17 protein-coding genes are annotated in these 24,562 nt (G+C 71.5%); 5 read left to right on the top strand and 12 right to left on the bottom strand.

Features of this window, described 5'->3' with window-relative positions:
• The first annotated feature begins 501 nt into the window (after positions 1-501).
• Positions 502-1,281: a transcriptional repressor LexA gene (gene lexA / locus ACFV6X_RS24705; protein WP_385386826.1), complete on the top strand. Its 780-nt coding sequence runs from the start codon at positions 502-504 to the stop codon at positions 1,279-1,281.
• 321 nt (positions 1,282-1,602) lie between these two features.
• Here lexA and ACFV6X_RS24700 read toward each other — a convergent pair whose 3' ends face one another.
• The 4 genes from ACFV6X_RS24700 to ACFV6X_RS24685 form a co-directional block, all read right to left on the bottom strand.
• Positions 1,603-3,588 carry an ATP-dependent DNA helicase gene (locus ACFV6X_RS24700; RefSeq protein ID WP_385386824.1) on the bottom strand — a complete coding sequence of 662 codons (1,986 nt, stop codon included), beginning with the start codon at positions 3,586-3,588 and terminating at the stop codon, positions 1,603-1,605.
• A gap of 290 nt (positions 3,589-3,878) precedes the next feature.
• Positions 3,879-4,676, bottom strand: a complete 798-nt coding sequence (locus tag ACFV6X_RS24695) for a GNAT family N-acetyltransferase (RefSeq protein WP_385386822.1) — start codon at positions 4,674-4,676, stop codon at positions 3,879-3,881.
• A 65-nt stretch (positions 4,677-4,741) separates the two neighbouring features.
• The gene (locus ACFV6X_RS24690) at positions 4,742-6,763 is read right to left on the bottom strand and encodes an IucA/IucC family protein (RefSeq protein ID WP_385386820.1); all 2,022 of its coding nucleotides are present in this window, start codon (positions 6,761-6,763) and stop codon (positions 4,742-4,744) included.
• 81 nt (positions 6,764-6,844) lie between these two features.
• Positions 6,845-8,647, bottom strand: a complete 1,803-nt coding sequence (locus tag ACFV6X_RS24685) for an aminotransferase class III-fold pyridoxal phosphate-dependent enzyme (protein ID WP_385386818.1) — start codon at positions 8,645-8,647, stop codon at positions 6,845-6,847.
• 564 nt (positions 8,648-9,211) lie between these two features.
• Between ACFV6X_RS24685 and ACFV6X_RS24680 the strand changes: the two genes are divergently transcribed.
• The gene (locus tag ACFV6X_RS24680) at positions 9,212-10,435 is read left to right on the top strand and encodes a trypsin-like serine peptidase (RefSeq protein WP_385386816.1); all 1,224 of its coding nucleotides are present in this window, start codon (positions 9,212-9,214) and stop codon (positions 10,433-10,435) included.
• 323 nt (positions 10,436-10,758) lie between these two features.
• A complete protein-coding gene (locus tag ACFV6X_RS24675) occupies positions 10,759-11,955 on the top strand; it encodes a trypsin-like serine peptidase (protein WP_385386882.1) in 1,197 nt (398 codons plus the stop codon).
• A 68-nt stretch (positions 11,956-12,023) separates the two neighbouring features.
• On the opposite strand, the gene hflX is transcribed toward ACFV6X_RS24675, so the two are convergent.
• The 6 genes from hflX to miaA form a co-directional block, all read right to left on the bottom strand.
• Positions 12,024-13,517, bottom strand: coding sequence for a GTPase HflX (hflX, locus tag ACFV6X_RS24670; RefSeq protein ID WP_385386814.1), 1,494 nt, complete (start codon positions 13,515-13,517; stop codon positions 12,024-12,026).
• A 196-nt stretch (positions 13,518-13,713) separates the two neighbouring features.
• A complete protein-coding gene (locus ACFV6X_RS24665; RefSeq protein ID WP_385386812.1) occupies positions 13,714-15,288 on the bottom strand; it encodes a M1 family metallopeptidase in 1,575 nt (524 codons plus the stop codon).
• A gap of 165 nt (positions 15,289-15,453) precedes the next feature.
• A complete protein-coding gene (locus ACFV6X_RS24660; protein ID WP_385386810.1) occupies positions 15,454-17,712 on the bottom strand; it encodes a RelA/SpoT family protein in 2,259 nt (752 codons plus the stop codon).
• A 328-nt stretch (positions 17,713-18,040) separates the two neighbouring features.
• On the bottom strand, positions 18,041-18,910 hold the full coding sequence (dapF, locus tag ACFV6X_RS24655) for a diaminopimelate epimerase (protein ID WP_385386808.1): 870 nt from the start codon (positions 18,908-18,910) through the stop codon (positions 18,041-18,043).
• Positions 18,911-19,062: 152 nt separating this feature from the next.
• Positions 19,063-19,734, bottom strand: a complete 672-nt coding sequence (locus ACFV6X_RS24650) for a hypothetical protein (protein WP_385386880.1) — start codon at positions 19,732-19,734, stop codon at positions 19,063-19,065.
• Positions 19,735-19,842: 108 nt separating this feature from the next.
• Complete coding sequence (miaA, locus tag ACFV6X_RS24645; protein ID WP_385386806.1) at positions 19,843-20,781, bottom strand: tRNA (adenosine(37)-N6)-dimethylallyltransferase MiaA; 939 nt, start codon at positions 20,779-20,781, stop codon at positions 19,843-19,845.
• Between the two features lie 216 nt (positions 20,782-20,997).
• On the opposite strand from miaA, the gene ACFV6X_RS24640 reads away from it, so the two are divergent.
• Positions 20,998-21,270 carry a hypothetical protein gene (locus tag ACFV6X_RS24640; protein ID WP_385386804.1) on the top strand — a complete coding sequence of 91 codons (273 nt, stop codon included), beginning with the start codon at positions 20,998-21,000 and terminating at the stop codon, positions 21,268-21,270.
• A gap of 25 nt (positions 21,271-21,295) precedes the next feature.
• Positions 21,296-21,565 carry an antitoxin gene (locus tag ACFV6X_RS24635; protein ID WP_385386802.1) on the top strand — a complete coding sequence of 90 codons (270 nt, stop codon included), beginning with the start codon at positions 21,296-21,298 and terminating at the stop codon, positions 21,563-21,565.
• A gap of 358 nt (positions 21,566-21,923) precedes the next feature.
• On the opposite strand, the gene ACFV6X_RS24630 is transcribed toward ACFV6X_RS24635, so the two are convergent.
• Both ACFV6X_RS24630 and miaB read right to left on the bottom strand, forming a co-directional pair.
• Complete coding sequence (locus ACFV6X_RS24630) at positions 21,924-22,652, bottom strand: class III extradiol dioxygenase subunit B-like domain-containing protein (RefSeq protein WP_385386800.1); 729 nt, start codon at positions 22,650-22,652, stop codon at positions 21,924-21,926.
• 341 nt (positions 22,653-22,993) lie between these two features.
• Positions 22,994-24,523, bottom strand: coding sequence for a tRNA (N6-isopentenyl adenosine(37)-C2)-methylthiotransferase MiaB (miaB, locus tag ACFV6X_RS24625; protein WP_385386798.1), 1,530 nt, complete (start codon positions 24,521-24,523; stop codon positions 22,994-22,996).
• Between the last annotated feature and the right edge of the window lie 39 nt (positions 24,524-24,562).

The following is a 24,562-nucleotide window of genomic DNA, read 5'->3' as shown; positions in this document are numbered from 1 at the left end:
GCGAGCACAAGCATAGGCGATGATCGTGCGAGCCAAGACCGGGGGGACCACAACTTCTGGGCCGCTGTAGCCATCCAACCACTAGATGTGGGGATTGGCTCGTACATCCATCCAGGCTCGCGTGTCGATGGAGGCACCACCGAGCTCCACGCGCGCGTGCGTCACACCGGTCACCTGGGCGCACGGCCGTATCGCGGTCGCAGGTGGGGAGATACCGTGGGCGCCACAGGGAGAAGACGTACGACTTCCCACGCGGAAAGGGGTCGGTGCCCGACCGGCGGGGCCCCGGATGGCAGACTGGGCCGCACTTCACGAGGGTCATCCCGGCGGTGGAGGGTACGACAACGGGCGCTTTTGTCCGTGGGACACCGCGTTAGCCATTACATCCAGGCACGAGATCACGTCCGGTGATTCGCACTTTTTCACTCGAACGTGTGTTTGGCGCAACCTTTCGAAAGCAACTACCGTTGTGCTGCAGGGAGACCATCGAGAGGGGCCGACGTGACCACCACCGCAGACAGTGCCACCATCACTGCCCAGGACCGCTCCCAGGGCCGACTCGAGCCGGTGCATGCGATGAACGAAGCCACGAACCCAGAGGCGCACAAGCGCTCCCTGCCGGGCCGACCTCCAGGCATCCGGGCGGACAGCTCCGGGCTGACCGACCGGCAGCGCCGGGTGATCGAGGTCATCAGGGACTCCGTGCAGCGGCGTGGCTACCCGCCGTCGATGCGCGAGATCGGCCAGGCGGTCGGCCTGTCCAGCACGTCCTCCGTGGCGCACCAGCTGATGGCACTGGAGCGCAAGGGCTTCCTGCGCCGCGACCCGCACCGCCCGCGCGCATACGAGGTGCGCGGCTCCGACCAGGCCGCGTCCGTGCAGCCCACGGACACCGCGGGCAAGCCCGCCGCGTCGTACGTCCCGCTGGTCGGCCGCATCGCCGCCGGTGGCCCGATCCTCGCCGAGGAGTCGGTGGAGGACGTCTTCCCGCTCCCCCGGCAGCTCGTCGGTGACGGTGAGCTGTTCGTGCTGAAGGTCGTCGGTGACTCGATGATCGAGGCCGCGATCTGCGACGGCGACTGGGTCACCGTCCGCCGCCAGCCGGTCGCGGAGAACGGTGACATCGTGGCCGCGATGCTCGACGGCGAGGCCACCGTCAAGCGCTTCAAGCGCGAGGACGGGCACGTCTGGTTGCTGCCCCACAACTCCGCCTACGAGCCGATTCCGGGCGACGACGCGACGATCCTCGGCAAGGTGGTCGCTGTTCTGCGGCGGGTGTGACGCTCGCTGCGGGCGGCCCTGCCAGGACCGCCCTCCCTTGACCGGGCCCCGGGACCCCTGCGCCGGTTCCGGGGTCCTGTGCTGTCCGGCGCACCTACCGCCGGGGCCGAGAGGCCGTCCGGTCGCATTCCGGTAGACCGAAGGTCGTCCGGAGTCCGGCCGAAGACCGGCAAGGTAGACCGAAGGTCGTCCAAAGTCCGGCCGAAGGCCGGCAAGAGGCGGGGCGGCCTGGAGCATCGCGCGCCGGGCCGACCCGCGTTTCACCGGACTTTCGCCTACTCGCCGACCGCACCCCGCGCGCTTGTGCAGACCGCGCCCCGCCTACGTGGCCGGCTCTGCTTCCACCTTCTTCGCCACGGCGTCGATGGCGGCCAGAGACTTCCGGACCTGATTACGGTCCGTGGTGTACCAGAAGTCGGGCAGTGACGCCTTCAGATAACTCCCGTAGCGAGCGGTGGCCAGGCGCTGGTCGAGTACGGCGACCACCCCGCGGTCCCCCGAGGCCCGTACGAGGCGACCGGCGCCCTGGGCCATCAGCAGCGCCGCGTGGGTGGCGGCCACCGCCATGAAGCCGTTGCCGCCGGCGTCCTCCACCGCCTTCTGGCGGGCGCTCATCAGCGGGTCGTCGGGGCGCGGGAACGGGATCTTGTCCATGACGACCAGCTGGCAGCTCGGGCCGGGCACGTCGACGCCCTGCCAGAGCGACAACGTGCCGAAGAGGCATGTCTTCGGGTCCGCCGCGAAGTTCTTGATCAGCTCGCCGAGGGTCTCCTCGCCCTGGAGGAGGATCGGGAACCCGGGGATGCGCGTACGCAGTTCCTCGGCGGCCAGTTGGGCGCCCCGCATCGAGGAGAACAGGCCGAGGGTGCGCCCGCCCGCCGCCTGGATCAGCTCCGTCAGCTCATCGAGCATGTCCGCGCGATCGCCGTCCCGCGCGGGGCGGGACAGATGCTTGGCGACGTAGAGGATGCCCTGCCTCGGGTAGTCGAACGGCGAGCCCACGTCGACCCCCTTCCACTGCGGGAAGTCGTCCCCCTCGGTGCCTTCGGGGGCGAGCCCCAGAGAGGCCCCGACGCCGTTGAAGTCGCCGCCGAGCTTCAGGGTCGCGGAGGTCAGCGTCACGGAGCGGTCCGCGAAGAGCTTCTCCCGGAGCAGGCCCGAGACCGACATGGGGGCGACGCGGAGAGAGGCGCCGAAGCGGTCGTGGCGCTCGTACCAGACGACGTCCCACTCCGAGCCGTGCGTGATGCGCTCCGCCACGTCGTGCACCGTCTCCACGGAGGCCAGTGCCTGCTTGCGGACCGCGTCCTCGTCCTGGACGGACTTGTCGCGGGTCGCGCCGATCGCGGAGATGACCGTACGGCAGGCGTCGCGCAGTGCCGTCAGCGCGTAGCCGAGATCCTCCGGGATTTCTTCGAGCCGACCAGGCAGGGCCAGCTCCATCAGCCGCTCGAAGCCCTCGGCGGCAGTCTGGAGCTGGTCGGCGGCCTTCTCGTTGACCAGCTTCGCGGCGCGCCGCACGGCGCGGTTGACCTGGCCGGGGGTCAGCTCGCCGGTGGCGACGCCGGTGACCCGGGAGACCAGCTCGTGCGCCTCGTCCACGATCAGCACCTCGTGCTGCGGAAGGACCGGGGCACCCTCGATGGCGTCGATGGCGAGCAGGGCGTGATTGGTGACGACGACGTCGGACAGCTTGGCACGCTCCCGGGCCATCTCCGCGAAGCACTCGGCGCCGTACGCGCACTTCGAGGCGCCCAGGCACTCCCGCGACGAGACCGACACCTGGGCCCACGCGCGGTCCGACACGCCCGGCGTGAGGTCGTCGCGGTCGCCGGTCTCGGTCTCGTCCGACCAGTCCCGCAATCGCAGCAGGTCCTGGCCCAGCTTGCTGGTGGGTGCGGCCGCCTCGAACTGGTCGAAGAGACCCTCCTCCTCGTCCTGCGGAACGCCCTCGTGCAGGCGGTGCAGACACAGGTAGTTCGACCGGCCCTTCAGCATCGCGAACTCCGGGCGGCGGCGCAGCAGCGGGTGCAGGGCCTCGACCGTGCGCGGCAGGTCCCGCTCCACCAGCTGGCGCTGCAGCGCCAGGGTGGCGGTCGCTACGACGACCCGCTCGCCGTGTGCGAGCGCGGGCACCAGATAGCCCAGCGACTTGCCGGTGCCGGTGCCGGCCTGGACCAGCAGATGAGAACCGTCGTCGATAGCCTCCGCGACGGATTCGGCCATGGTCACCTGGCCGGGGCGCTCCGTACCACCGACGGCTGTGACGGCGGCATGCAGGAGTTCGGGGAGTGAGGGCTTCGTCATAGCTCGACCACCCTACGGCGCGGCACTGACAAAGGGGTGATCACGGTGGGGGTGGAGGTGGGATCAAGACCATGGGTGGCGGGGTGCGGGCTGGGTTCTGGATGGTCGGCGGATCGGTTGCGTACGGCATGGGATCGGTGAGGATCGCCTGAGATCGGACCTGGGTTGATCGGAGCGACAGAAGATCGATTGACCGTGTCGCCGCACGCCCTCGCCGAACTCGAAAGAAATCGAGTGGAACCGAATCACCGCGGGCGGTGTACTAAAAGTGATGATGCTGTCGCACAGCGCTACAGCAGGTGACGCAGGGACCGGTCTCGCACCATGAGGGCGGCCCGTTTGGCAGGCAGGTCGGCCTCGGCGGCGAACCGGAAGCCGGCGCTGAGGAAGGCGGCCACGGAGGGGGTGTTGCGAATGTCGGGTTCCGCTACGACGCGCGCGCAGGCGGGCCGTTTGTCGAGGACAAGGTCCGCGACGGATCTGAGAAGGATGCCGCCCAGCCCTCGTCCTCGTCTGGCGATATCGCCGATGAGGATGTGGATGCCTGTGTCGTGGGGCCGAGCCGGGTAATGGCGGGCCAGCGAGTCGAGGTCGGCCCGGTAGATCTCCCAGTAGCTTATCGGGGTGCCGTCCAGCACACCGAGACAGGGGACGCTGCGTCCGTCACCCGCCAACTGGGCGTTCAGGTGCTTCTCGGTCAGGTCCTGGGTTCCGTCCAGCTCCCAGAACGCGGCCACGGCGGGATCGTTCATCCAGCGGCCGAGGAGGGGCAGGTCCCGCTCGACGCGCACAGGAACGAGCTGGAACGCGCCCGCGGGTGTGTCGGTCGGACCCCAGTCGCCGACCTGGTCGAGGAGGTCTGCGGAGGCGGGCGGTACGGGTGTCAGCCGTGGTGCCGCGGCAGGCTCGGGTCGGTCCCCTTCGGGCTCCTGCCCGGCGAGGAAGGCGATGAACTCGGTGGGCAGACGCAGGTCCAGCGTGTCCTCGGCGTCGGTGTCCTGAGGCGGGTCCTTGTCCTCGCCCGGGCCGGGACTCCCGTCGGTGAGGGGTGCGCTAGCGGCGTCGGTGCTCGCGTCGGTCGGAGGCACTTGGGGCTCCTCTCAGAAGGCGGCGTCGGGGCGTCTTCCTTGTGGATGAAGGCAGTTGGCGTTGATCAGGGATGGAGGGGGTTGGTGATGGTGACGTAGACGGACTGGGTGTCCACCGGGCCCGCGAGTTCGTCCAGTCCGTGCAACCGGGTCAGCAGGTTGGCCTTGCAGCGCAGAACGGACGAGTCCAGGAGGCGGGAGGGGAACGAGGTGCGCAGCCGGACGGGACCGGAGGCGGCGCGTTCGAGGAAGCGGCGGAAGGCAGCGAGCAGCAGCCGTTCATCAGCCAGATGCTGCGATCCGAACGCACCGATGAGGCCGAACACGTTGTTGATCGCCACGTAGTAGGCGAAGCGTTCGTCGGCGACCTCGTCGGCCACGAAGGTGTCGCTGCGCTCGCCGATGCCCGGGAGCCGGGAGGCGAGCTCCGCGCGCCGGGACTCGCGGAAGTAGAAACCCTGGTTGTCGCGGTAACGGCCACCGGCAGGCCAGCCTTCACTGTCCAGCAGGACCAGCGTGTTCTGCTGGTGGGCCTCCAGGGCGATCCCGGCCTCACCGTCCAGCCAGAGGACGGGACGGACGACCTGCTCGAGGTAGCGCAGGAACCACTCGGCGGCCACGGCTCCGCGCGGACGGCCTGTCCGGCCGACGAGCTGGGTGACGATGTCTGCCAGCCGGGACCGGTGCGACGGCCGGTCGGGGCGCTGCGAGTGGTCGGTGTGCGCCGGGTGATCGGTCTGCACCGGGTGGTCGGCAGGCACCGGGTGGTCGGCGTGCTGCACGCGCTCGGGGTGCGAGCGGCTGGCGGACGGGCACGGCTGGATGTGCGGGCGGGGAGCCGTGAGCCCGGCGAGGCAGGCGACGTCGTCCGTGGGCGCGAACGGGTTGTGCCGGATCATCACGTCGAGTCCGGGCACGGGGCTGCCGTCCGGTCCGTCGACGGCGAGCCAGGCCGGGTCGCGGACGACGTCGAAGCCGGGGTGGACGGCTTGCCACTGCTGGGCCAGCCCGGTGCGCAGCAGACGGTGGGCCTCGACGCCGCGGTGCAGTTCCTTGCGGAGGTTCTCACGACGGGAGTTGGTGATGTGCAGGCCCAGGGACAGCTTGAGCATGGCGGGGGCGTGGGGCCTGTAGACGGTTCGGACGGAGGAGGTGGGTTGCCAGGCGGGGCCGTGTGCCCCGAGGTCCCGGAGGAGTCCGGCGTCGAGCAGTGCGGCGACATCGCTGCGGTGCCGGAGTTCGCGCATCTGCCGGGGGTGCAGGGGAAGGGCGGTGCAGCCGTCGGGAAGGGGCAGGTCGACACCGGCCAGGTGAGCGGTGAGCCGGGCTGCGGGCACGGCGCGGCCGCGTTCCGTCCAGGCGGAGTCGGTGGCGAGTACGGAGGGGGCGACAGCCATCCAGTGCAGAGGAAAGGAACCGCGCAACTCAGGTGACCAGAGGCGCGCTTCGGCCTCGGTGATGCCTTCGCGGCTCTTCGGGGTCGGGTGCAGGGGGTGCCCGAGCAGCAGCGCCTGCTCGGCTGCCAGGAAGCGATCCGCCTCCGCGGGGAGCTGTCTGCGCTCGCCGATGAAGGTGGCGACGCGGCGGACGGAGTCGGCGACGCGCGCGACGAGGTCGGTGCCTTCGCGGCGTCCGGGCGCGTTCGCGTCCAGGCTCCCAGGCGTCTCCCGGGCCAGCAGTGCGGCGACGGTGACCGCGTCGAGGGGTGGGGCTGCCTCCGGTGCGTTGGCCAGATGGGGCAGGCCGAAGCGGTGCAAGCCCGTGCGGGACCAGTAGTGCACGGGGATCAGCAGAGCGGTGCCGCTGGAAGGGAGTGGGATGTGGAGGGTGCCATGGTCAGGGGCCGGGAGGTCGGTCTCGCGTACCCAGCAGCGCAGCAGGTTCTCCACGGCGGCGGCCTCGGCCGCGGTATGGGCGTCGGCGTGGTCCAGGAGGTCGGTGGCGGTGCCGTTCGGGGGGTCCGCCTCCCGCCGAAGTCGCTGCTGTGCCGGGACGGTCGCGGTCGTGGGTACGGGCGCGGTCTCGGACCCGCAGCGGCGTTGCGCGGGGGTGCGGAGACGGCCGTCAGGTGTGGGGGCGGTGGTCAAGACGGTTCCTCGGGGGGTCGATCTGGCTCCGACGACAGCGCGCGTCGTGGCGTTTGGGGGAGATCTGCATCCGCGCTCCCCTTATCGCGACCGGTCGGTGCGGGCGGTGCGATCGGCATGGTCGGCGTGGGTGGTGCCGACGCGGGCGTCGGAGACGGCGATGGCAGCCGGGGCGGTGCGATCGGTGCCGGTGGTGCGTTCGGTGCTGGTGGTGCCGACGCGGGCGTCAGAGACGGCGATGGCCCCGGGGTCGGTGCGGGCGGTGCGGTCGCCGCAGTGAGCGTGGTCGCCCTCGTCGCCATGGCCCCCCTCGTCGCCGTGGCCGCCCTTGCCGCCATGGCCGCCCTTTCCGGCGTGGCCGCCGCGGTGCGCGTCGCCGCCGTTTCCGGCTTGGCCGCCGTTGCCGCCTCGGCCGCCGCGATCGGCGTCGCCGCCCTTCTTCGCGTGGCCGTAGGGACGGCGATCCGAGCGGCGCGACGGGCCGGCGCCCTCACCGGGGTGAGTTCGGGACGCCGCCGCCAGGGCGTCGGCCAGACGGTCGAGTACAGCGGAGGCCTGTTCGTCGCTGATGGTGAGCGGTGGGAGCAGCCGTACGACGTTCGGCTGGCCAGGGGCGATTCCGACGATCAGGCCACGCCGGAGGCACTCCCGCTGAACGGCGGCGGCGAGGCCGGGGGCTGCTGGACACTCGGGGTGGGTGCCTGCCTCTAGGCTCGGTTGAGGACCGACCGCGGTGTCGGGCCCCGGCGTTCCGGCGTCATCCCCCACGGCACGGGCATGCACCGCTTCCCGACCTTCCACCAGCTCGATGCCGATCATCAGCCCCCGTCCGCGCACCTCGCCGATGCAGGGGAATTCGCGCGCCAGCAGACGGAGTCGGAACAGCATCTGGGAGCCGATGGTCGCTGCTCGCTCGGCGAGGCGGTGATCGCGGACGTGGGCGAGGGTCGCGGTGCCTGCGGCGAGAGCGAGTTGGTTGCCGCGGAAGGGTCCGGCCGGGGCGATGTGCCGGCCGAGCGGGAGGTCGTTGTGGTGGATCACCGCGGCCAGCGGAAGACTGCCGCCGATGGCCTCGGAAAGGATCATCACGTCGGGCGTGACCCCACTGTGCTCGACGGCCCAGAAGGCACCGGTCCTGCCGACGCCCGTCCGCGTCTCGTCGACGATCAGGGGGATGGAGCGGGCGGCGGTGAGCTGCCGTGTCGCTCGCATCCAGGCGTCGGGCGCGGGGATCACTCCGCAGTCGCCGTGGACGGGTTCGACAAGCATTCCCGCGGGGCCGCTCACCCCGGGCGAGGGCGCGAGGGCCGCCTCGGTCCAGTGGGCTGCCAGTTCAGTGCCGTCGGCGTCGGCGGTCCCGAAAGCGCAGCGAGGGCCGGGCGGAGAGGTCGGGCAGGCATCAGGAGACGGGGCGGACATGCCGGAGGTCCCCGCCATGGCCAGCGGCGTCCTGTGCTCGGTGCTCGTCAAGGCGACGACGCCGGAGCGTCCGGTCGCGGCGCGTACGAGCGCGACGGCGGTCTCGACCGCTTCCGTTGCCGACGGGCCGCAGAACTGCACGCGGGCGTGCTCGGCGAGTCGGGGCGGCAGGGTGCGCCTCAGTTCTGTCACGAAGGCGTCCTCGACGGGCGTGGCCAGGTCAGGGACGTTGAGGGGGGCGCCCGAGTCGAGGACCTTGCGGATCGCTTCGAGTACGACGGGGTGATTGTGGCCGAGGGGGAGGGTGCCGGCGCCCGAGAGGCAGTCCAGGTAGCGGCGTCCGTCCGCGCCCTCGACGGTCAGACCGCGGGCGCGTACCGGCACGATCGGCAGGGCGCGTGGGTAGGTCCGCGCAGCCGGCTCGCGCGCCGGCTGCCGGCGCGGGATCCCCTCGGTCACTGCCACGGCTCCCTGTCCTCCCGTTCTGGGGCACCCCCCGTCGCTGCGCGGCGACAAGTTGGTCTCGCGCTCTCCGCATACGGCTGGTCATCCCCACCTGCGATGTCCGCGCCCTCACTCACCGGCCGGACGAACGGCACCGTCCGACTGCCGCTCGACTGCCCGGCGTTCACGGCCTCGCAGTCCGGCACGGCACACCACACGGCAACCCGGTCACCAACCCCGGCCGGCGCGCCCGTTGAAGGACTAGCGCCCAGGCCGCGCCCCGGGAACAGTCACTGTTCGACGGCACACCTCCCGAGGCGACGCACGCAGTACACGGGCACACAGGACCGGCCCCGGTCCCCGCCTCCATCGCTACCAACCGCGGTACCGCCACCCGGTTACGGGTTGCTTCAAGATCCTTGCCGTGACGGAACCGTTGCCGTTCCGTCGGAAGTCCCCCACAGCGAGCGCATAGTGTGGGGTGCCGTTCCCAGAAAGCCGTGAGATCGGCCTGAACCGCAGGTGAGTTCGGCCGGGATCGCGGCCGCGGCGCCGAGTCCTTTCACCACCAGGGGGAGTAACACCATGCGATCCATACCGCCGTCGTTCACCGCTCGCCGGGACAGGCACACGCGTCGCAGGGCCTCCCCGGTGCTGGCCGCTGTCGCGCTGGCTTCCGCGCTGGCGCTCACCGTCACCGCGTGTGACTCGGGTGACTCCGCGGTGGATGCCAAGGCCTCGGCCTCCGCGAGTACGGGGGGCGACGGCGAGTTCAAGATCCCGGACGACATCAAGGACCAGCTCAAAGAGCACGGGATCGACCTGGACAACTGGCGGAACGGCGCCTGGAAGAACTGGGACAAGGACGACTGGCTGCGCGAGGCCGAGGACTACATCAACCCGATCATCGAGGACCTGTGGGACCCGGACCGGATGCGGGAGGCCCAGGAGCCGGACCAGGCCGTCGACGAGGGTGACATCTCCGGGGACCAGGGTGTGACCGACCCGACGCCCGAGCCGGTGGAGGCGGCGGCCGTGCCGGCGGCTTACCACGCCAACGCTCCCGAGGCGGGCAAGGTGCTCTTCGACTCCCCCGAGGGCACGATGGTCTGCTCGGGAACGGTCGTGAAGGACCCGGCCAACCCGGGCAAGTCGAACCTCGTGTGGACGGCCGGGCACTGTGTGCACGCGGGCAGGAGCGGCGGCTGGTACCGCAACATCGCGTTCGTGCCGTCGTACAACGACGCGGGCCTGTCGGCGGCGGAGCTGCAGAACGCCACGAAGGAGGAGGTCGCTCCGTACGGCGTCTGGTGGGGCGACTGGGTGCAGACCTCGGACCAGTGGATCGAGCAGGGCAGTGCGACCGGCGGCGAGGGAGCGGCGTACGACTTCGCCGTGCTCCATGTGACGCCGGAGGACGGCAGTGGCGGCAAGTCGCTGGAGGAGATGGTGGGCTCGGCGCTGCCGGTCGACTTCGCCGCGCCGACCGTGCCCGAGATGGAGAGCATGACGGCGACGGGCTATCCGGCGGCGCCGCCGTACGACGGGCAGAAGCTGTACCAGTGCGAGGACAAGCCGGGACGTCTGTCGATCAACGCGTCGGACCCGACGATGTACCGGATCGGCTGCACGATGACCGGCGGCTCGTCCGGCGGTGGCTGGGTCTCGACGGGGTCGGACGGGAAGCCGGCGCTGGTGTCCAACACCTCGATCGGACCGGTCACTGCGGGCTGGCTGGCAGGGCCGCGGCTCGGTGACGAGGCCAAGGGCGTGTTCGAGGCCGTGAGCGGAAAGTTCGCGGGCCAGTGACGGTGCCGTAGGACCGGCGGTGGGGTGGCGTGGCGGAAACCCTCACCCCCTCATCGCCGTTCGCCCGCAGGCTCGCGGGAACGGTGGGGTGTCGCTCGCAAGGTGATCCACAGGATCCCTGAGCGTCCACCCACTCATCCATGCGTCCACTCGCCCATGCGCATACCCAGCAATGCGTCCGCTCAGCCAGGGCCGTGCTTCACACCTCCACAACTGCACCCGGCCCCGCGGTCACGCGGTCATCCGTGGACCGATGCATGAGCGCCACGCGCGAGCGGCAGCACAGCAAACCCAGACGACGTTTCAACGGGGGCCACACCACCATGCGTTCTCTGCACAAACCCCGCACCACCCTCGCCGCCTCCGCCCTCTTCGCCGCCCTCGCGCTCACTGCCACCGCTTGTGGCGGCGACGGTGGCGACAGTGCGGGCAGTGCGGCCGATCAGGCGGGTGCCGCGGCTTCGCAGGAGGCCGGCAGCGGCGACGGCAAGGTCGGGATACCGACGGACATCGCGGACCGCCTCGCCGAGGCGGGCATCGACGTCGACGCCTGGAAGGACGGCGGCTGGCGGGACTGGGACAAGGACAAGTGGCTCAGTGAGGCCGAGGACTTCGTCAATCCGGTGATCGAGGGCCTGTGGAAGCCGGAGCGGATGCAGTCCGCGCAGGAGGCCGACAAGACGCTGTCGACGAAGGACGCGTCGGCCGACGGGGGCGTGAGTGACCCGGAGCCCGCGCCGGTCCAGGCCGAGGCCGAGAAGACGCCGTACCACCAGAACGCGGCGCCGGTCGGCAAGGTCTTCTTCGACTCTCCCGAGGGCTCGATGGTCTGTTCGGGCACGGTCATCAAGGACGTGAACCACCCGGGCAGGTCCAACCTCGTCTGGACGGCGGGGCACTGCGTGCACGCCGGGCAGAACGGCGGCTGGTACCGGAACATCATGTTCGCCCCGGCCTACAACGACCTCGGCAAGTCCGAGGCGGAGCTGGGCAACGCCACCAGCGGCGAGATCGCGCCGTACGGCAACTGGTGGGCGGACTGGGCCTCCACCTCCAACGGCTGGCTGCAGGGCGGCTCGGCCACCGGCGGTGCGGGGGCGGCGTACGACTACGCCGTGCTCCATGTGCAGCCTGAGCAGGGCGCCAAGTCCCTCGAGGAGACGGTCGGCGCGGCGCTGGACGTGGACTTCTCGGCACCGTCCGCGGCGGAGGCCCGCGAGATGGGTGCGTGGGGGTATCCGGCGGGACCGCCGTACAACGGGCTGCGGATGTTCAAGTGCATCGACCGGCCGGGGCGTTTCTCGCTCAGCCCGGCGCTGCCGACGATGTACCGGATCGGCTGCACCATGACGGGCGGTTCGTCGGGCGGCGGCTGGTTCCGGGTGGTGGACGGCGAGACCAGGCTGGTCTCCAACACGTCGATCGGCCCGCTCGACAGCACCTGGCTGGCGGGTCCGCAGCTGGGGCAGGACGCGAGGGCGCTGTACGAGAACATGAGCCGGACGCATGGCGGTCGGTGACGCGCCGACGAGAAAGGCCCGCCCCTCACACCAGGGGCGGGCCTTTCTCGTCGGGACTGCTAGGACTGCTATGCGGCCGGCGCCGGAACGTACGGCGTGAGTTCCGCCGCGAGTTCCTCGTGCACCCGGACCTTGAGCAGGGTGCCCTCCGGGGTGTGCTCCTCGGAGATCACATCGCCCTCGTCGTGGGCGCGGGCGACCAGCTTGCCCTGGGTGTAGGGCACGAGCGCCTCGACCTCGACGGACGGGCGGGGCAGCTCGTTGTCGATCAGCGCGAGCAGCTCGTCCATGCCCTGACCGGTGCGGGCCGAGACGGCGATGGAGCGCTTCTCGATCCGCATCAGCCGCTGGAGGACCAGCGGGTCGGCCGCGTCGGCCTTGTTGACCACGACGATCTCGGGTACGTCGGTGGCGCCGACGTCCCGGATCACCTCGCGCACGGCGGCCAGCTGCTCCTCCGGGGCCGGGTGCGAACCGTCGACCACGTGCAGGATCAGGTCGGACTCGCCGACCTCCTCCATCGTGGAGCGGAACGCCTCGACCAGGTGGTGCGGCAGGTGCCGGACGAAGCCGACGGTGTCGGCCAGCGTGTACAGCCGGCCGCTCGGGGTCTCGGCCCGGCGGACGGTCGGGTCCAGGGTCGCGAACAGCGCGTTCTCGACCAGGACGCCGGCACCTGTGAGGCGGTTGAGCAGGGAGGACTTGCCCGCGTTGGTGTAGCCGGCGATGGCGACGGAGGGCACCTTGTGGCGCTTGCGCTCCTGGCGCTTGATGTCGCGGCCGGTCTTCATCTCCGCGATCTCCCGGCGCATCTTCGCCATCTTCTCGCGGATCCGGCGCCGGTCCGTCTCGATCTTGGTCTCACCGGGACCACGGGTGGCGAGGCCGCCGCCCTTGCCGCCGCCCATCTGACGGGACAGCGACTGACCCCAGCCTCGCAGCCTCGGCAGCATGTACTGCATCTGCGCGAGCGCGACCTGCGCCTTGCCCTCTCGGGACTTGGCGTGCTGGGCGAAGATGTCCAGGATCAGCGCCGTGCGGTCGATGACCTTGACCTTGACGACGTCCTCGAGGTGGATCAGCTGGCCGGGGCTGAGCTCACCGTCGCAGATGACGGTGTCCGCGCCCATGTCGACCACGATGTCGCGCAGCTCCTGGGCCTTGCCGGAACCGATGTAGGTCGCGGCGTCGGGCTTGTCGCGGCGCTGGATCACACCGTCGAGCACGAGCGCGCCCGCGGTCTCCGCGAGGGCGGCGAGCTCCGCGAGGGAGTTGTCCGCGTCCTGCACGGTCCCCGAGGTCCAGACGCCGACGAGGACGACCCGCTCCAGACGGAGCTGGCGGTACTCGACCTCGGTGACGTCCTCGAGCTCGGTGGAGAGGCCCGCGACGCGGCGCAGGGCCGCGCGCTCGGAGCGGTCGAGCTGGTCGCCGTCCCGCTCTCCGTCGATCTCGTGGCTCCAGGCGACGTCCTCTTCCATCAGGGCATCGGCCCGAAGACCTTCGGGATAGTCCTGCGCGAGGCGCTTGGTGTCCTGGGAAGGGGAAGAAGAGGAGGTCATTGGGTCCTTACGTCGTTGGGGATTCCTTGGTTCGGCGACGGGGCGCCGCGAGCGAAGCTTCTCGGACCTCTGTGCGTAGCCGACCCGTCACCGCGTTCAACGCACGAGGGTCCCGGGAGATTCCCGTCGCCTGTGCCGCCGACCTGAAAATGGTCGCACGCAACGCCCCGTCTCGTCACCGTGTTATTCCGCCGCCCTATTCCACCGCCCCCTTCCTGGGCGCCGTGACCTTGGGCGTGGAGGGCTTCTCGGGCGACTGGCGGGCCGCCACCGGCTTCCAGTCCGGGTGGCCCGGCATCGGCGGGGTCTTCTCGCCGAACAGCCACGCCTGGAAGAAGCCGTTCAGGTCGCGTCCGGACAGCCGGGAGGCCAGGGAGACGAAGTCGGCGGTGGTCGCCGTGCCGTCCCGGTACTGGCTCACCCAGGCCCTTTCCAGTCCCTCGAAGACCCGACGTCCGATCTCCTGGCGGAGGGCGTACAGGACCAGGGCGGCGCCGTCGTAGACGTTCGGGCGGAAGATGCCCAGGCGGCTGTCGGCCTCGGGCACCTTGGGTGCCGCGGGCGGACCGCCGGCGGCGCGCCAGCGGTCGGAGGCGCCGTACGCGGCGCGCATCCGCGACTCCAGGGACCGGTTCGACTTCTCCTGCGCGTACAGCGCCTCGTACCAGGTCGCGTGTCCCTCGTTGAGCCACAGGTCGGACCAGGTGCGGGGGCTGACGCTGTTGCCGAACCACTGGTGGGCCAGTTCGTGGACCATGACCGAGTCGACGTACCACTCGGGGAAGGCCGGGTCGGTGAAGAGTTCTCTCTCGAAGAGGGAGAGGGTCTGCGTCTCGAGTTCGAAGCCGGTGGAGGCGTCAGCGACGAGCAGGCCGTACGTCTCCAGGGGGTACCGCCCGATCTTGCCCTCCATCCAGGCGATCTGGTCGGGCGTCTTGGCGAGCCACGGCTCCAGCGCCGTCCTGTGCCGGGTCGGGACGACATCCCTCAGGGGGAGCGCGTGCGGCCCTGTGCGGCGTACCACCGTGGAGCGGCCGATCGAGACCTGGGCGAGCTCGGTGGCCATGGGGTGCTGGGTGCGGTACGTCCACCGCGTCGCGGTGCCGGAGCGCCGCACGTCGGCCTGGAGACCGTTGGCGACGGCCGTGTAGCCCTCGGGGGCGGTGATCCGGAAGGTGAAGCCGGCCTTGTCGGAGGGGTGGTCGTTGCACGGGAACACCAGGTGGGCGGCGTCGGCCTGGTTGGCCATCGCGAGGCCGTCGGAGGTGCGCACCCAGCCTCCTTCCCGGCCGCCCGCGGGCATGGGGTCGCTGGTGTGCCGCACGGTGATGCGCATCCGCTGCCCCTGGGGCAGCGCCTCGTCCGGCGTGATCACCAGGTCCTCGTCGGCCGCGGCGAACGACGCCGGCTCACCGTCGATCTCCACGGCGGAGACCTTGCCGCGCGCGAAGTCGAGGTTGACGCGCGAGAGAGGGGCGGTCGTCCGGGCGTCGATGGTGGTCACGGCCTGGAGCGGCTTGTCGTTGCTGCCGGGATACGTGAGGGACAGGTCGTACGCCGCCACGTCGTACCCCGGGTTGCCGAGGTACGGGAACAGGCGGTCGCCGACGCCCAGCGGGATGGGCGAGGCGCTCGCGGCGACGAGACAGACGGAGGCGGCGGAGGCGACCAGGGCCGCCTTCAGCCGACGCTTGATCCTGGGGGCGTCGGTGCGGGCTCGGGCGCCGTCGGTGGCGGGCCGGGGAGCCCTGTCACGGGGGGTGAGCAGCATGGGCTACGGCTATCAGCGCGCGCGTGCGACACCACGACGGCGCGCGCCGGGCGCACCCGAACGGGGTGCGGGTGGGGGCCAAGGCGCCCAGTTGGAGGGCGGGTGGGCCCGGCGGGCGCCACACACACGCGGGGCGTGGTGGTGGTCAGGGCGTGGCGCCGCGTCTCACCACGTCGACACCTGGTGCTGCGCCCGGCTCACGTCGTACACCCCGGCCACGTTGCGCATCGCGCGCATCAGGGCGGGCAGGTGGGCGGCGTCGGTCAGTTGGAGTGTGTACGTGTGGCGGACGCGCTGCTGGGTGGGGGGTTCGACGGTGGCCGAGACGATCTCGGCGCCCTCCAGGGCGATGGCCTCGGTCAGGTCGGCGAGCAGGTGCGGGCGGCCGAACGATTCAGCGACGAGCGTCACCCGGCACTCCGCGCTCTCCCCCCAGCTCACGTCCACCTCCGCGCGCCCCGTGCCCTTCATCCGCGCCACCGCCGCGCACTCGACGCGGTGGACGGTCACGACTCCCCCGCGCACGGCGAAGCCGGTGACCTCGTCGGGTGGTACGGGGGTGCAGCAGCGGGCCAGCCGGATACTCGCGCCCGGGCGGTCGGCGACCACGGCTTCGGGGGAGACGGACGCTTCCGCCCCTCCGAAGGCTCTCGGAGTCCGAGACGTTCCTGGGGCCACCGGGGTTAAGGGGGCTGCCGGGGCCGGAGCGGCCCCAGTGGCGGAAGTGGGCGACGTGGGAGATGCCGCGGAGTTCTCGGCAGGGTTCTCGCGGCTCGTCTCCGCGGCCCCCGCCCCGCCCGCCTCCGTGGGCGTGGGATGCGCGGTGAGCCACCGCTGGATGGCGATGCGGGCACCCGGTGTGTGGGCGTGGTCCAGCCACTCCCTGGAAGGCTCGGAGGCCGGGTCCTGGCCCATGAGGAGCTGGACCGTGTCGCCGTCCCGCAGGACCGTGCTCAGCGTCGCCAGGCGGCCGTTCACGCGCGCCCCGATGCACGCGTGCGCGTCCTCGCCGTACTGCGCGTACGCGGCGTCCACGCAGGACGCGCCCTCGGGCAGACCGAGGGTGCCGCCGTCGGGGCGGAAGACGGTGATCTCGCGGTCCTGGGCGAGGTCCTCCCGCAGGGTGGACCAGAAGGTGTCGGGATCGGGGGCGGCCCGCTGCCATTCGAGGAGGCGGGAGAGCCAGCCGGGGCGGGTGGGGTCGGCGCGCTCGCCGTCGGCCGGGTCCTCGGAGGAGGCGGGCGGCGCATAGGGGTTGCCGAGCGCGATGACGCCTGCCTCCGCCACCTTGTGCATCTGGTGGGTACGGATGAGTACCTCGGCGACCTGGCCGTCCGCGCGGGCGAGGGCGGTGTGCAGGGACTGGTAGAGGTTGAACTTCGGTACGGCGATGAAGTCCTTGAACTCCGAGACGACGGGCTTCATACAGGTGTGCAGTTCGCCGAGGACGCCGTAACAGTCCGCGTCCTCGTTCACCAGCACCAGGAGCCGGCCGAAGTCGCAGCCGCGCAGCCGGCCGCGCTTGCGCGAGACGCGGTGCAGGGAGACGAAGTGCCGGGGGCGGATGAGGACTTCGGAGGCGATGTCGGCCTCGTTCAGCACGGTGCGCATCTCTGCGGCGATCTCGGCGAGCGGGTCGTCGCAGCGGGCCGCGTTCTCGACGATCAACGCGCGTGTGTGCTCGTACTCCTCGGGGTGGAGGATCGCGAAGACCAGGTCCTCCAGTTCGGTCTTGAGGGCCTGGACGCCGAGGCGTTCGGCGAGCGGGATCAGGACGTCCCGGGTGACCTTGGCGATCCGGGCCTGTTTCTCGGGGCGCATCACGCCGAGGGTGCGCATGTTGTGGAGCCGGTCGGCGAGTTTGATCGACATCACCCGGACGTCGCTGCCGGTGGCGACGAGCATCTTGCGGAAGGTCTCGGGCTCGGCGGCGGCGCCGTAGTCGACCTTCTCGAGTTTCGTGACGCCGTCGACGAGGTAGCGGACCTCCTCGCCGAACTGCTCGCGCACCTGAGCGAGGGTCACGTCGGTGTCCTCGACGGTGTCGTGGAGCAGAGAGGCCGTCAAAGTGGTGGTCTCGGCACCGAGTTCGGCGAGGATCAGGGTGACGGCGAGCGGGTGCGTGATGTACGGCTCGCCGCTCTTGCGCATCTGGCCCCGGTGCGAGGACTCGGCCAGGACGTAGGCGCGGCGCAGCGGTTCGATGTCGGCGTCGGGATGGTGGGCGCGATGCGCCTCGACGACGTGGCCGATGGCGTCGGGCAGCCGGTCACGGGTGGCGGACCCCAGCAGGGCGGCGCGGCCCAGGCGGCGCAGGTCGAGTCGCGGGAGCGACCTTCTGCGCGGCGCCGGCGAGGGCACGGGGCCTGTCATCGGGCCCGCCACAGCACCTGGGCTCGCGGGGTTCGTGGCCTCCGCACTCATGGGCACCTCCGGCTGCATGGACCGGCGAACGGGGTGCCCCATGGCGGACACGGCTCAGGGGTGGCGGACATCTCCCCCGTCCGGGCCGGTGCTTGATGCTATCGAGCCGACCACGCCCACCTGACCGCCTCTCGCCCAGCGTGAAACGGATCACCCATTCGAGCGACGGTTTGGAGGTTTATGGCCGGGCACGGCATGAACTGGGCTGCCAGGTGTCGAACGTCCGCGCGGTGTTTTCGCCGCTGTCGGCCGTAGGGCGACCGCATCCTGGCGGAGTGTCAGCCGATCACGGCGGCGAGCGTGCGATCCAGCCGAAGCGGATACCCCGTCAGCCCGCCGAGCCCGCCAGCCACTCCGCGTCGATCTCGCCCTCGGCGACGATCACCGCCGGGCCGGTCATCTCGATCTCGCCGTCCGGCCGTTCGGTGATGACCAGACGTCCGCCGGGGACGTCCACGGTGTACGTCACCGGAGTCCCGGTGACGGCGGGGTCGGCGCCGTCTCGGCGGGCGGCGGCCACTGCGACGGCGCACGCGCCCGTGCCGCAGGAGCGGGTCTCGCCGGAGCCGCGCTCGTGCACGCGCATGGCGACGTGCCGGGGGCCGCGGTCGACGACGAACTCGACGTTGACGCCGTCCGGGTAGGCCGCGGCCGGGCTGAACGGCGGCGGGGAGTGCAGGTCGCCGGCGTCCGTGAGGTCGTCCACGAACGCCACGGCGTGCGGGTTGCCCATGTTCACGTTCCGCGCGGGCCAGCTGCGCTCGCCGACACTCACCGTGACATCGCCCTCGGGGAGCCGCGCGCTGCCCATGCCGACGGTGACGTCGCCGTCCTTGGCGAGGTGCACGGTCTTCACGCCCCCGCGCGTGGCGACGGCGATGTCACCTTCGGTGACGTGCCCGGCGCGCTGGAGGTAGCGCGCGAACACGCGCACGCCGTTTCCGCACATCTCCGCGATCGAGCCGTCGCCGTTGCGGTAGTCCATGAACCACTCCGCCTCGGCCGCCATCTCCTCGGCCTCGGGGTGCGCCGCGGACCGCACGACGTGCAGCAGGCCGTCACCGCCGATGCCGGCGCGGCGGTCGCACAGGGCGGCGACGGCGACGGGGGGCAGGTCGATGGCGTTCTCGGGGTCCGGGACGATCACGAAGTCGTTCTCGGTGCCGTGCCCCTTGAGGAAGGCGATCCGCGTGCTCATTCCTCGATCGTACGGGGTGACCACGACACTCCGTCGCGCCCGGGCGTCGTCCGGCCAGGGCCTCGGCGCCGTGACCGACCCGTGCCACCCCGAGGTTCAGCGCAGCCGACCGTTCCGGCCGGTGATCGACCCGCCCTACGGTGAGCAGCCGCTCAGCGCAGCCGGGCCACCCGCCATACCGCGAGCACCACCACCGCGGCGACCAGGACCACGTACGCGAGCACCACCCGCCAGTCCGGTCTCCGCCCGGAGCCCCGCTGCGGCAGCCCCGGCCAGGTGTGGCCGACCTTGCGGGCGGCCATCATGCCCCAGCCGGCCGCGCAGGAGCAGATCAGCAGCCCCAGCATGGCGATCACGGCGCCACTGTCGCCGAAGTCGAAGGCGAGCGGGAACGCGAACATCAGGGAGCCCACCGCGGCCAGGCCCACGATCGGCGCGAGCTGCCACAGGCGCAGCCGGCGCTGCGGGCGCAGCTCGACCTCGACCTCGGGACCGCTCACGAACAGCTCGTCCGGCTCGGGGCCGTCGTCGGTCACACCGTCCGGCGTCTCGTCGAGCCCGTCCGCAGCGAGACGGACGTCCCCGTCGGGGCCGAGGGGACCCGCAGCGCCGAGGCCGAGGGAATCCTCACCGTCGGAGCTGAGCGGACCATTCCCATGGGGGCCGGCCGGCCCCTCCGTGTCGGCGCCGAGACGGGCACCCCCGCCGGCGGTCAGTCCCTCCGCGTCGACGCCCGGACGACCGTCGTCGTCCCGCTCCGCTTCACCACTCCCGGTGGTGGCGTGCTCGGCGTCTTGTGCCGTGTTGCGAGGGCCGGCCTCCATCGCCACGCGCCCTCCCAACTAGGACTCCACTTGGTCGATCGAAGCTCGATGATGGCACGGCGCCGGAGGCCCGGATGACGGCCGGAGCGTCCCGATGCCATCACGTGATCAGGCTGTGACCGGTCGTTCGACCAACGCCAGGGCCCGCCGCGGAAGTTCCCCGCGGTCCGCCGCGGCCCCACTGAGCCAATGCACCCGGGGGTCGCGCCTGAACCACGAATCCTGGCGGCGCGCGAAGCGTTTGGTGGCCCGGACGGTCTCGGCCCGTGCCTCCTCCATCGTGCATTCACCGGTCAGCGCCGCGAGCACCTGCTGGTAGCCGAGTGCGCGCGACGCCGTACGCCCCTGGCGCAAACCCTGCGCCTCCAGTGCGCGCACTTCGTCGACGAGCCCGGTGTCCCACATCCGGTCGACCCGGAGTGCGATGCGCTCGTCGAGCTCGGGACGCGCCACGTCGACGCCGATCTGCACGGTGTCGTACACCGAGTCGTGACCCGGGAGGTTGGCCGTGAAGGGCATCCCGGTGATCTCGATCACTTCCAGCGCCCGGACGATACGGCGGCCGTTGCTCGGCAGGATCGCGCGCGCGGCGTCGGGGTCGGCGGCGGCGAGTCGGGCGTGCAGAGCGCCGGAGCCGCGCAGCGCGAGCTCCTCCTCCAGCCTGGCCCTGACCTCGGGGTCTGTCCCCGGGAACTCCAGGTTGTCGACCGCCCCACGGATGTACAGACCTGAGCCGCCGACGAGGACGGGCCAGCGTCCGTCGGCGAGCAGGGCGTCGATGCGCTCTCGGGCGAGCCGCTGGTACTCGGCGACGGAGGCCGTGACCGTGACGTCCCAGATGTCCAGCAGGTGATGCGGGATGCCGCCGCGCTCCTCGGGCGTCAGCTTGGCGGTGCCGATGTCCATCCCCCGGTAGAGCTGCATGGAGTCGGCGTTGACGACCTCCCCACCGAGCTGCTGGGCGAGGTGGACGCCCAGATCGGACTTTCCGGCCGCGGTCGGTCCGACGACGGCGATGACTCGGGGGGTGGGAAGTGCGCTGCTCACCGCACCAGTCTCGCAAACCTCTCACCCCGCCCTCGAACGAGTTACGTGACGGGGGCAACCCGGAGTCGTTGCCCGTTGCGGGGGTTCACGCCGCCAATTCAGGGAGGCGGCGACCCGGGCGATACACGGACGCTTCCCGGCCTCCTCGGCTTCGCCCGGACAGGAGCCCCATGGCGACGCGGGATTTAGCCCGCGCGAGTAACGTATGGAGTTGATATGGGCGTTTTTGCGCGACTTTTCCGCAGGTCGAAGACCACGGAGGAGACGTCGGCCGCCGAGGCACGGACCGAGCAGCCGTCGGCCGGGCCCGAGGCGGATGAGGTGACGGAAGCCAAGTCATCGGACGAGACCGAAGCCGGGGCCGCGACGGAGCCGCCCGCGGCGAAGAAGGGTGACGAAGGCGACGCTTCGGAGGCCGTCGAGATCCCGCAGCAGCAGTCTCCCGGCAAGGCGGCCGACAGCGAGGCCGACGAGGGCGCCCGGACATGACGGTCCCGCGAGGGAAGGTGAACCCATGGGTCTTTTCGACAATCTGAAGGCCAGGCTGGGCCCGGCCAAGGGCAAGGTCTCCGACCTCGCGCAGCAGCACGGGGGCAAGATCCAGCACGGCATCGACAAGGCCGCCAAGGCCGTTGACGACCGGACCAAGGGCAAGTACAGCGACAAGATCCATACGGGCACCGACAAGGCCAAGGGCGCCATGGACCGGCTCGCGCACAAGGACGACAGGGACACGGGAGGCGGCACCACCACGCCGCCGAGCGGCCCGCCGCCGGCCTCCTGAACAGCCGACGACGCGGACGTCAGCGCCGAAAGCAGAGTTGGCGGAGGAGTCGGCGGTCAGCGCGGACCAGGGCATACGGCACGACGGGCGGCCGCGGAGCACGACGCTCCCGGCCGTCCGCCGTATGCGCCGACCGATCGCCGCGCGCGCCTGTTCCGTAGGCGCAGCCCGGATCCCGTAGGGCGCTGCCCGTCCGCCCTTCGCCGTCGGCGGCTGCACGTCAACGACTACGTGTGGGGCGCTGCCCGTCAGCCGTTCCACATAGGGCGCTGCCCGTCAGCGTCCCACGTAGGGCGCTGCCCACCAGCCGTCCGCGCCGCCCCTTACCGTCGGTCGGCCCCCGTTCCCAGCGCGCCCCCTACGACCAGGACGCCACCACGTACCCCACCCCGTACGGCGCGTCCTCGTACAAGAGGGCGCCGCCGAGGCCGGCGTCCTCGGCCGCGCCCGCGAGCACCTGCCAGGGCGCACGCCCCGACACCATCAGTCGGCGCGCCAACTCCACGTCCAGCGCCTCAAGGGCCGCGAGGTCGGCCGATCCCAGCGCACGCCCCACCGCCTCGTCGAACGGCTCCGCCCGCTCGTCGAGATATCCCGGCGCCTTCAGCGTGCGGCACGCGCTCGCGTCACCCATCACCAGCAGCGCGACCCGCTCGGTCCCGGCGGCGATCTCCCTGCCGATGTCCCTGCACCGCTCGGGCGCGAGCGATTCCCCCACCGCGAGTCCCTCGATCGGCGCGTCGGACCAGCCGGTCCGCCGCAGGAGCCAGGCGGCGACCGCGAGCGACGGCGGCAGCGTCCCCGGGACGGCCGCCTCGGTCCCGTCGGTCGCTCCGTTCCGGCCCAGTCGCACACCGACGTCGACACCGAAGCCGCGGAACGAGCCGTGCGTGCCCTCCGGGTACGTCTCGGTCTCGCCCTGCCACGTGGGCCCGACGACGATCAGCCGGTCGGGCCGGGCGGCGGCGAGCACGCCCAGCGCGTCGGTGCACGCGGTACGGGCGGCGTCCAGCTCAGGAGCGGCACCCGCGGCGACCGCGGGTACGAGAAGCGGCGGGCAGGGGCACAGTGCGGCGGCGACAAGCATGATCGGCAGCGTAACCCCGCCGGCCCACCGGCCGGCGCTCCGGCCCGAGTCGCCGCGCCCTCGGTCGCCGCGCCTTCAGCCGACGCGCCTTCAGCCGTCGCGCCCGCGATCGCCCGGCCCAGGTCTCGGCATTGCCGGTCACCGCACCTCAGCCGCCCTGCCTTCAGCCGCGTCGGCTTCGTCGCGGTCGCCCGGCCCAAGTCTCCGCGTCCCCCGTCGCCGCATCCTCAGCCGCCGGGGCTGGTCGCCCCGGCCTCAGCCGCTCACGTCGTCTCCCTGGCCTCAGCCCTTCCAGTCGATCCCAGACGCCCGTGGCCCGAATCGGTCTCAGCCGCCGTGCCTCAGTCGCGGCCGCAGCCGCCGCCCGAGGCCACCGGCAGGGGCTCCGGGACGCCCACCGTCGGCAGGCCGAGCAGCACGCCCGCCGGCTTGGCGGCCTCCGCCGCGTTCCGCTTCTCCCAGGCGTCGCCCGCGCGCGTGCGGCGCACGGCGAGAACGGGGCCCTCGGCGAGGAGGTGGTGCGGGGCTGCGTACGTCACCTCGACCGTGACCACGTCGCCGGGGCGCACATCCTCGTCCGGCTTCGTGAAGTGGACCAGACGGTTGTCGGGGGCGCGGCCCGAGAGGCGGTGGGTGGCGCCGTCCTTGCGGCCCTCGCCCTCGGCGACCATCAACTCCAGGGTGCGGCCGACCTGCTTCTTGTTCTCGTCCCAGGAGATCTCCTCCTGGAGGGCGACGAGACGCTCGTAGCGCGCCTGGACGACCTCCTTGGGGATCTGCCCGTCCATCTCGGCGGCCGGGGTGCCGGGCCGCTTGGAGTACTGGAACGTGAACGCCTGCGCGAACCGGGCCTCGCGCACCACGTGCAGGGTCTGCTCGAAGTCCTCCTCGGTCTCGCCGGGGAAGCCGACGATGATGTCGGTGGTGATCGCCGCGTTCGGGATGGCGGCGCGGACCTTCTCGATGATGCCGAGGTAGCGCTCCTGGCGGTACGAGCGGCGCATCGCCTTCAGGACCGTGTCCGACCCGGACTGGAGCGGCATGTGCAGCTGCGGCATCGCGTTCGGCGTCTCGGCCATCGCGGCGATGACGTCGTCCGTGAAGTCACGCGGGTGCGGCGAGGTGAAGCGGACGCGCTCCAGGCCCTCGACCTTGCCGCAGGCCCGCAGCAGCTTGCTGAAGGCCTCACGGTCACCGATGTCGGAGCCGTAGGCGTTGACGTTCTGGCCGAGCAGCGTGATCTCGGAGACGCCCTCGGCGACCAGGGCCTCGACCTCGGCGAGGATGTCGCCGGGACGGCGGTCCTTCTCCTTGCCGCGCAGCGCCGGGACGATGCAGAAGGTGCAGGTGTTGTTGCAGCCGACGGAGATCGACACCCATGCCGCGTAGGCGCTCTCGCGGCGCGTCGGCAGCGTGGAGGGGAACGCCTCCAGCGACTCGGCGATCTCGACCTGTGCCTCTTCCTGCACGCGCGCGCGTTCCAGCAGGACGGGCAGCTTGCCGATGTTGTGCGTGCCGAAGACGACGTCCACCCACGGCGCCCGCTTCACGATGGTGTCGCGGTCCTTCTGCGCGAGGCAGCCGCCGACCGCGATCTGCATGCCGGGCCGCTGGGCCTTCTTCGGCGCGAGGTGGCCGAGGTTGCCGTAGAGCCGGTTGTCGGCATTCTCCCGTACCGCGCAGGTGTTGAAGACGACGACGTCCGCCTCGCCGTCGACCCCCTCCGGAGCGCGTACGTACCCGGCGTCCTCCAGCAGCCCGGCCAATCGCTCGGAGTCGTGAACGTTCATCTGGCACCCGTAGGTGCGGATCTCGTAGCTCTTGGGTGCTTGAACGTCCACTGCCGGGCTCCGGTCGCTGCTGCTGGTCATGCGTCAAGGGTAGGCGGTCCCGCGAGGGGGCCGTCCCCG

The organism is Streptomyces sp. NPDC059861, assembly GCF_042731435.1.
Classification (GTDB): domain Bacteria; phylum Actinomycetota; class Actinomycetes; order Streptomycetales; family Streptomycetaceae; genus Streptomyces.
This window is presented reverse-complemented; position numbering and strand designations above follow the sequence as displayed.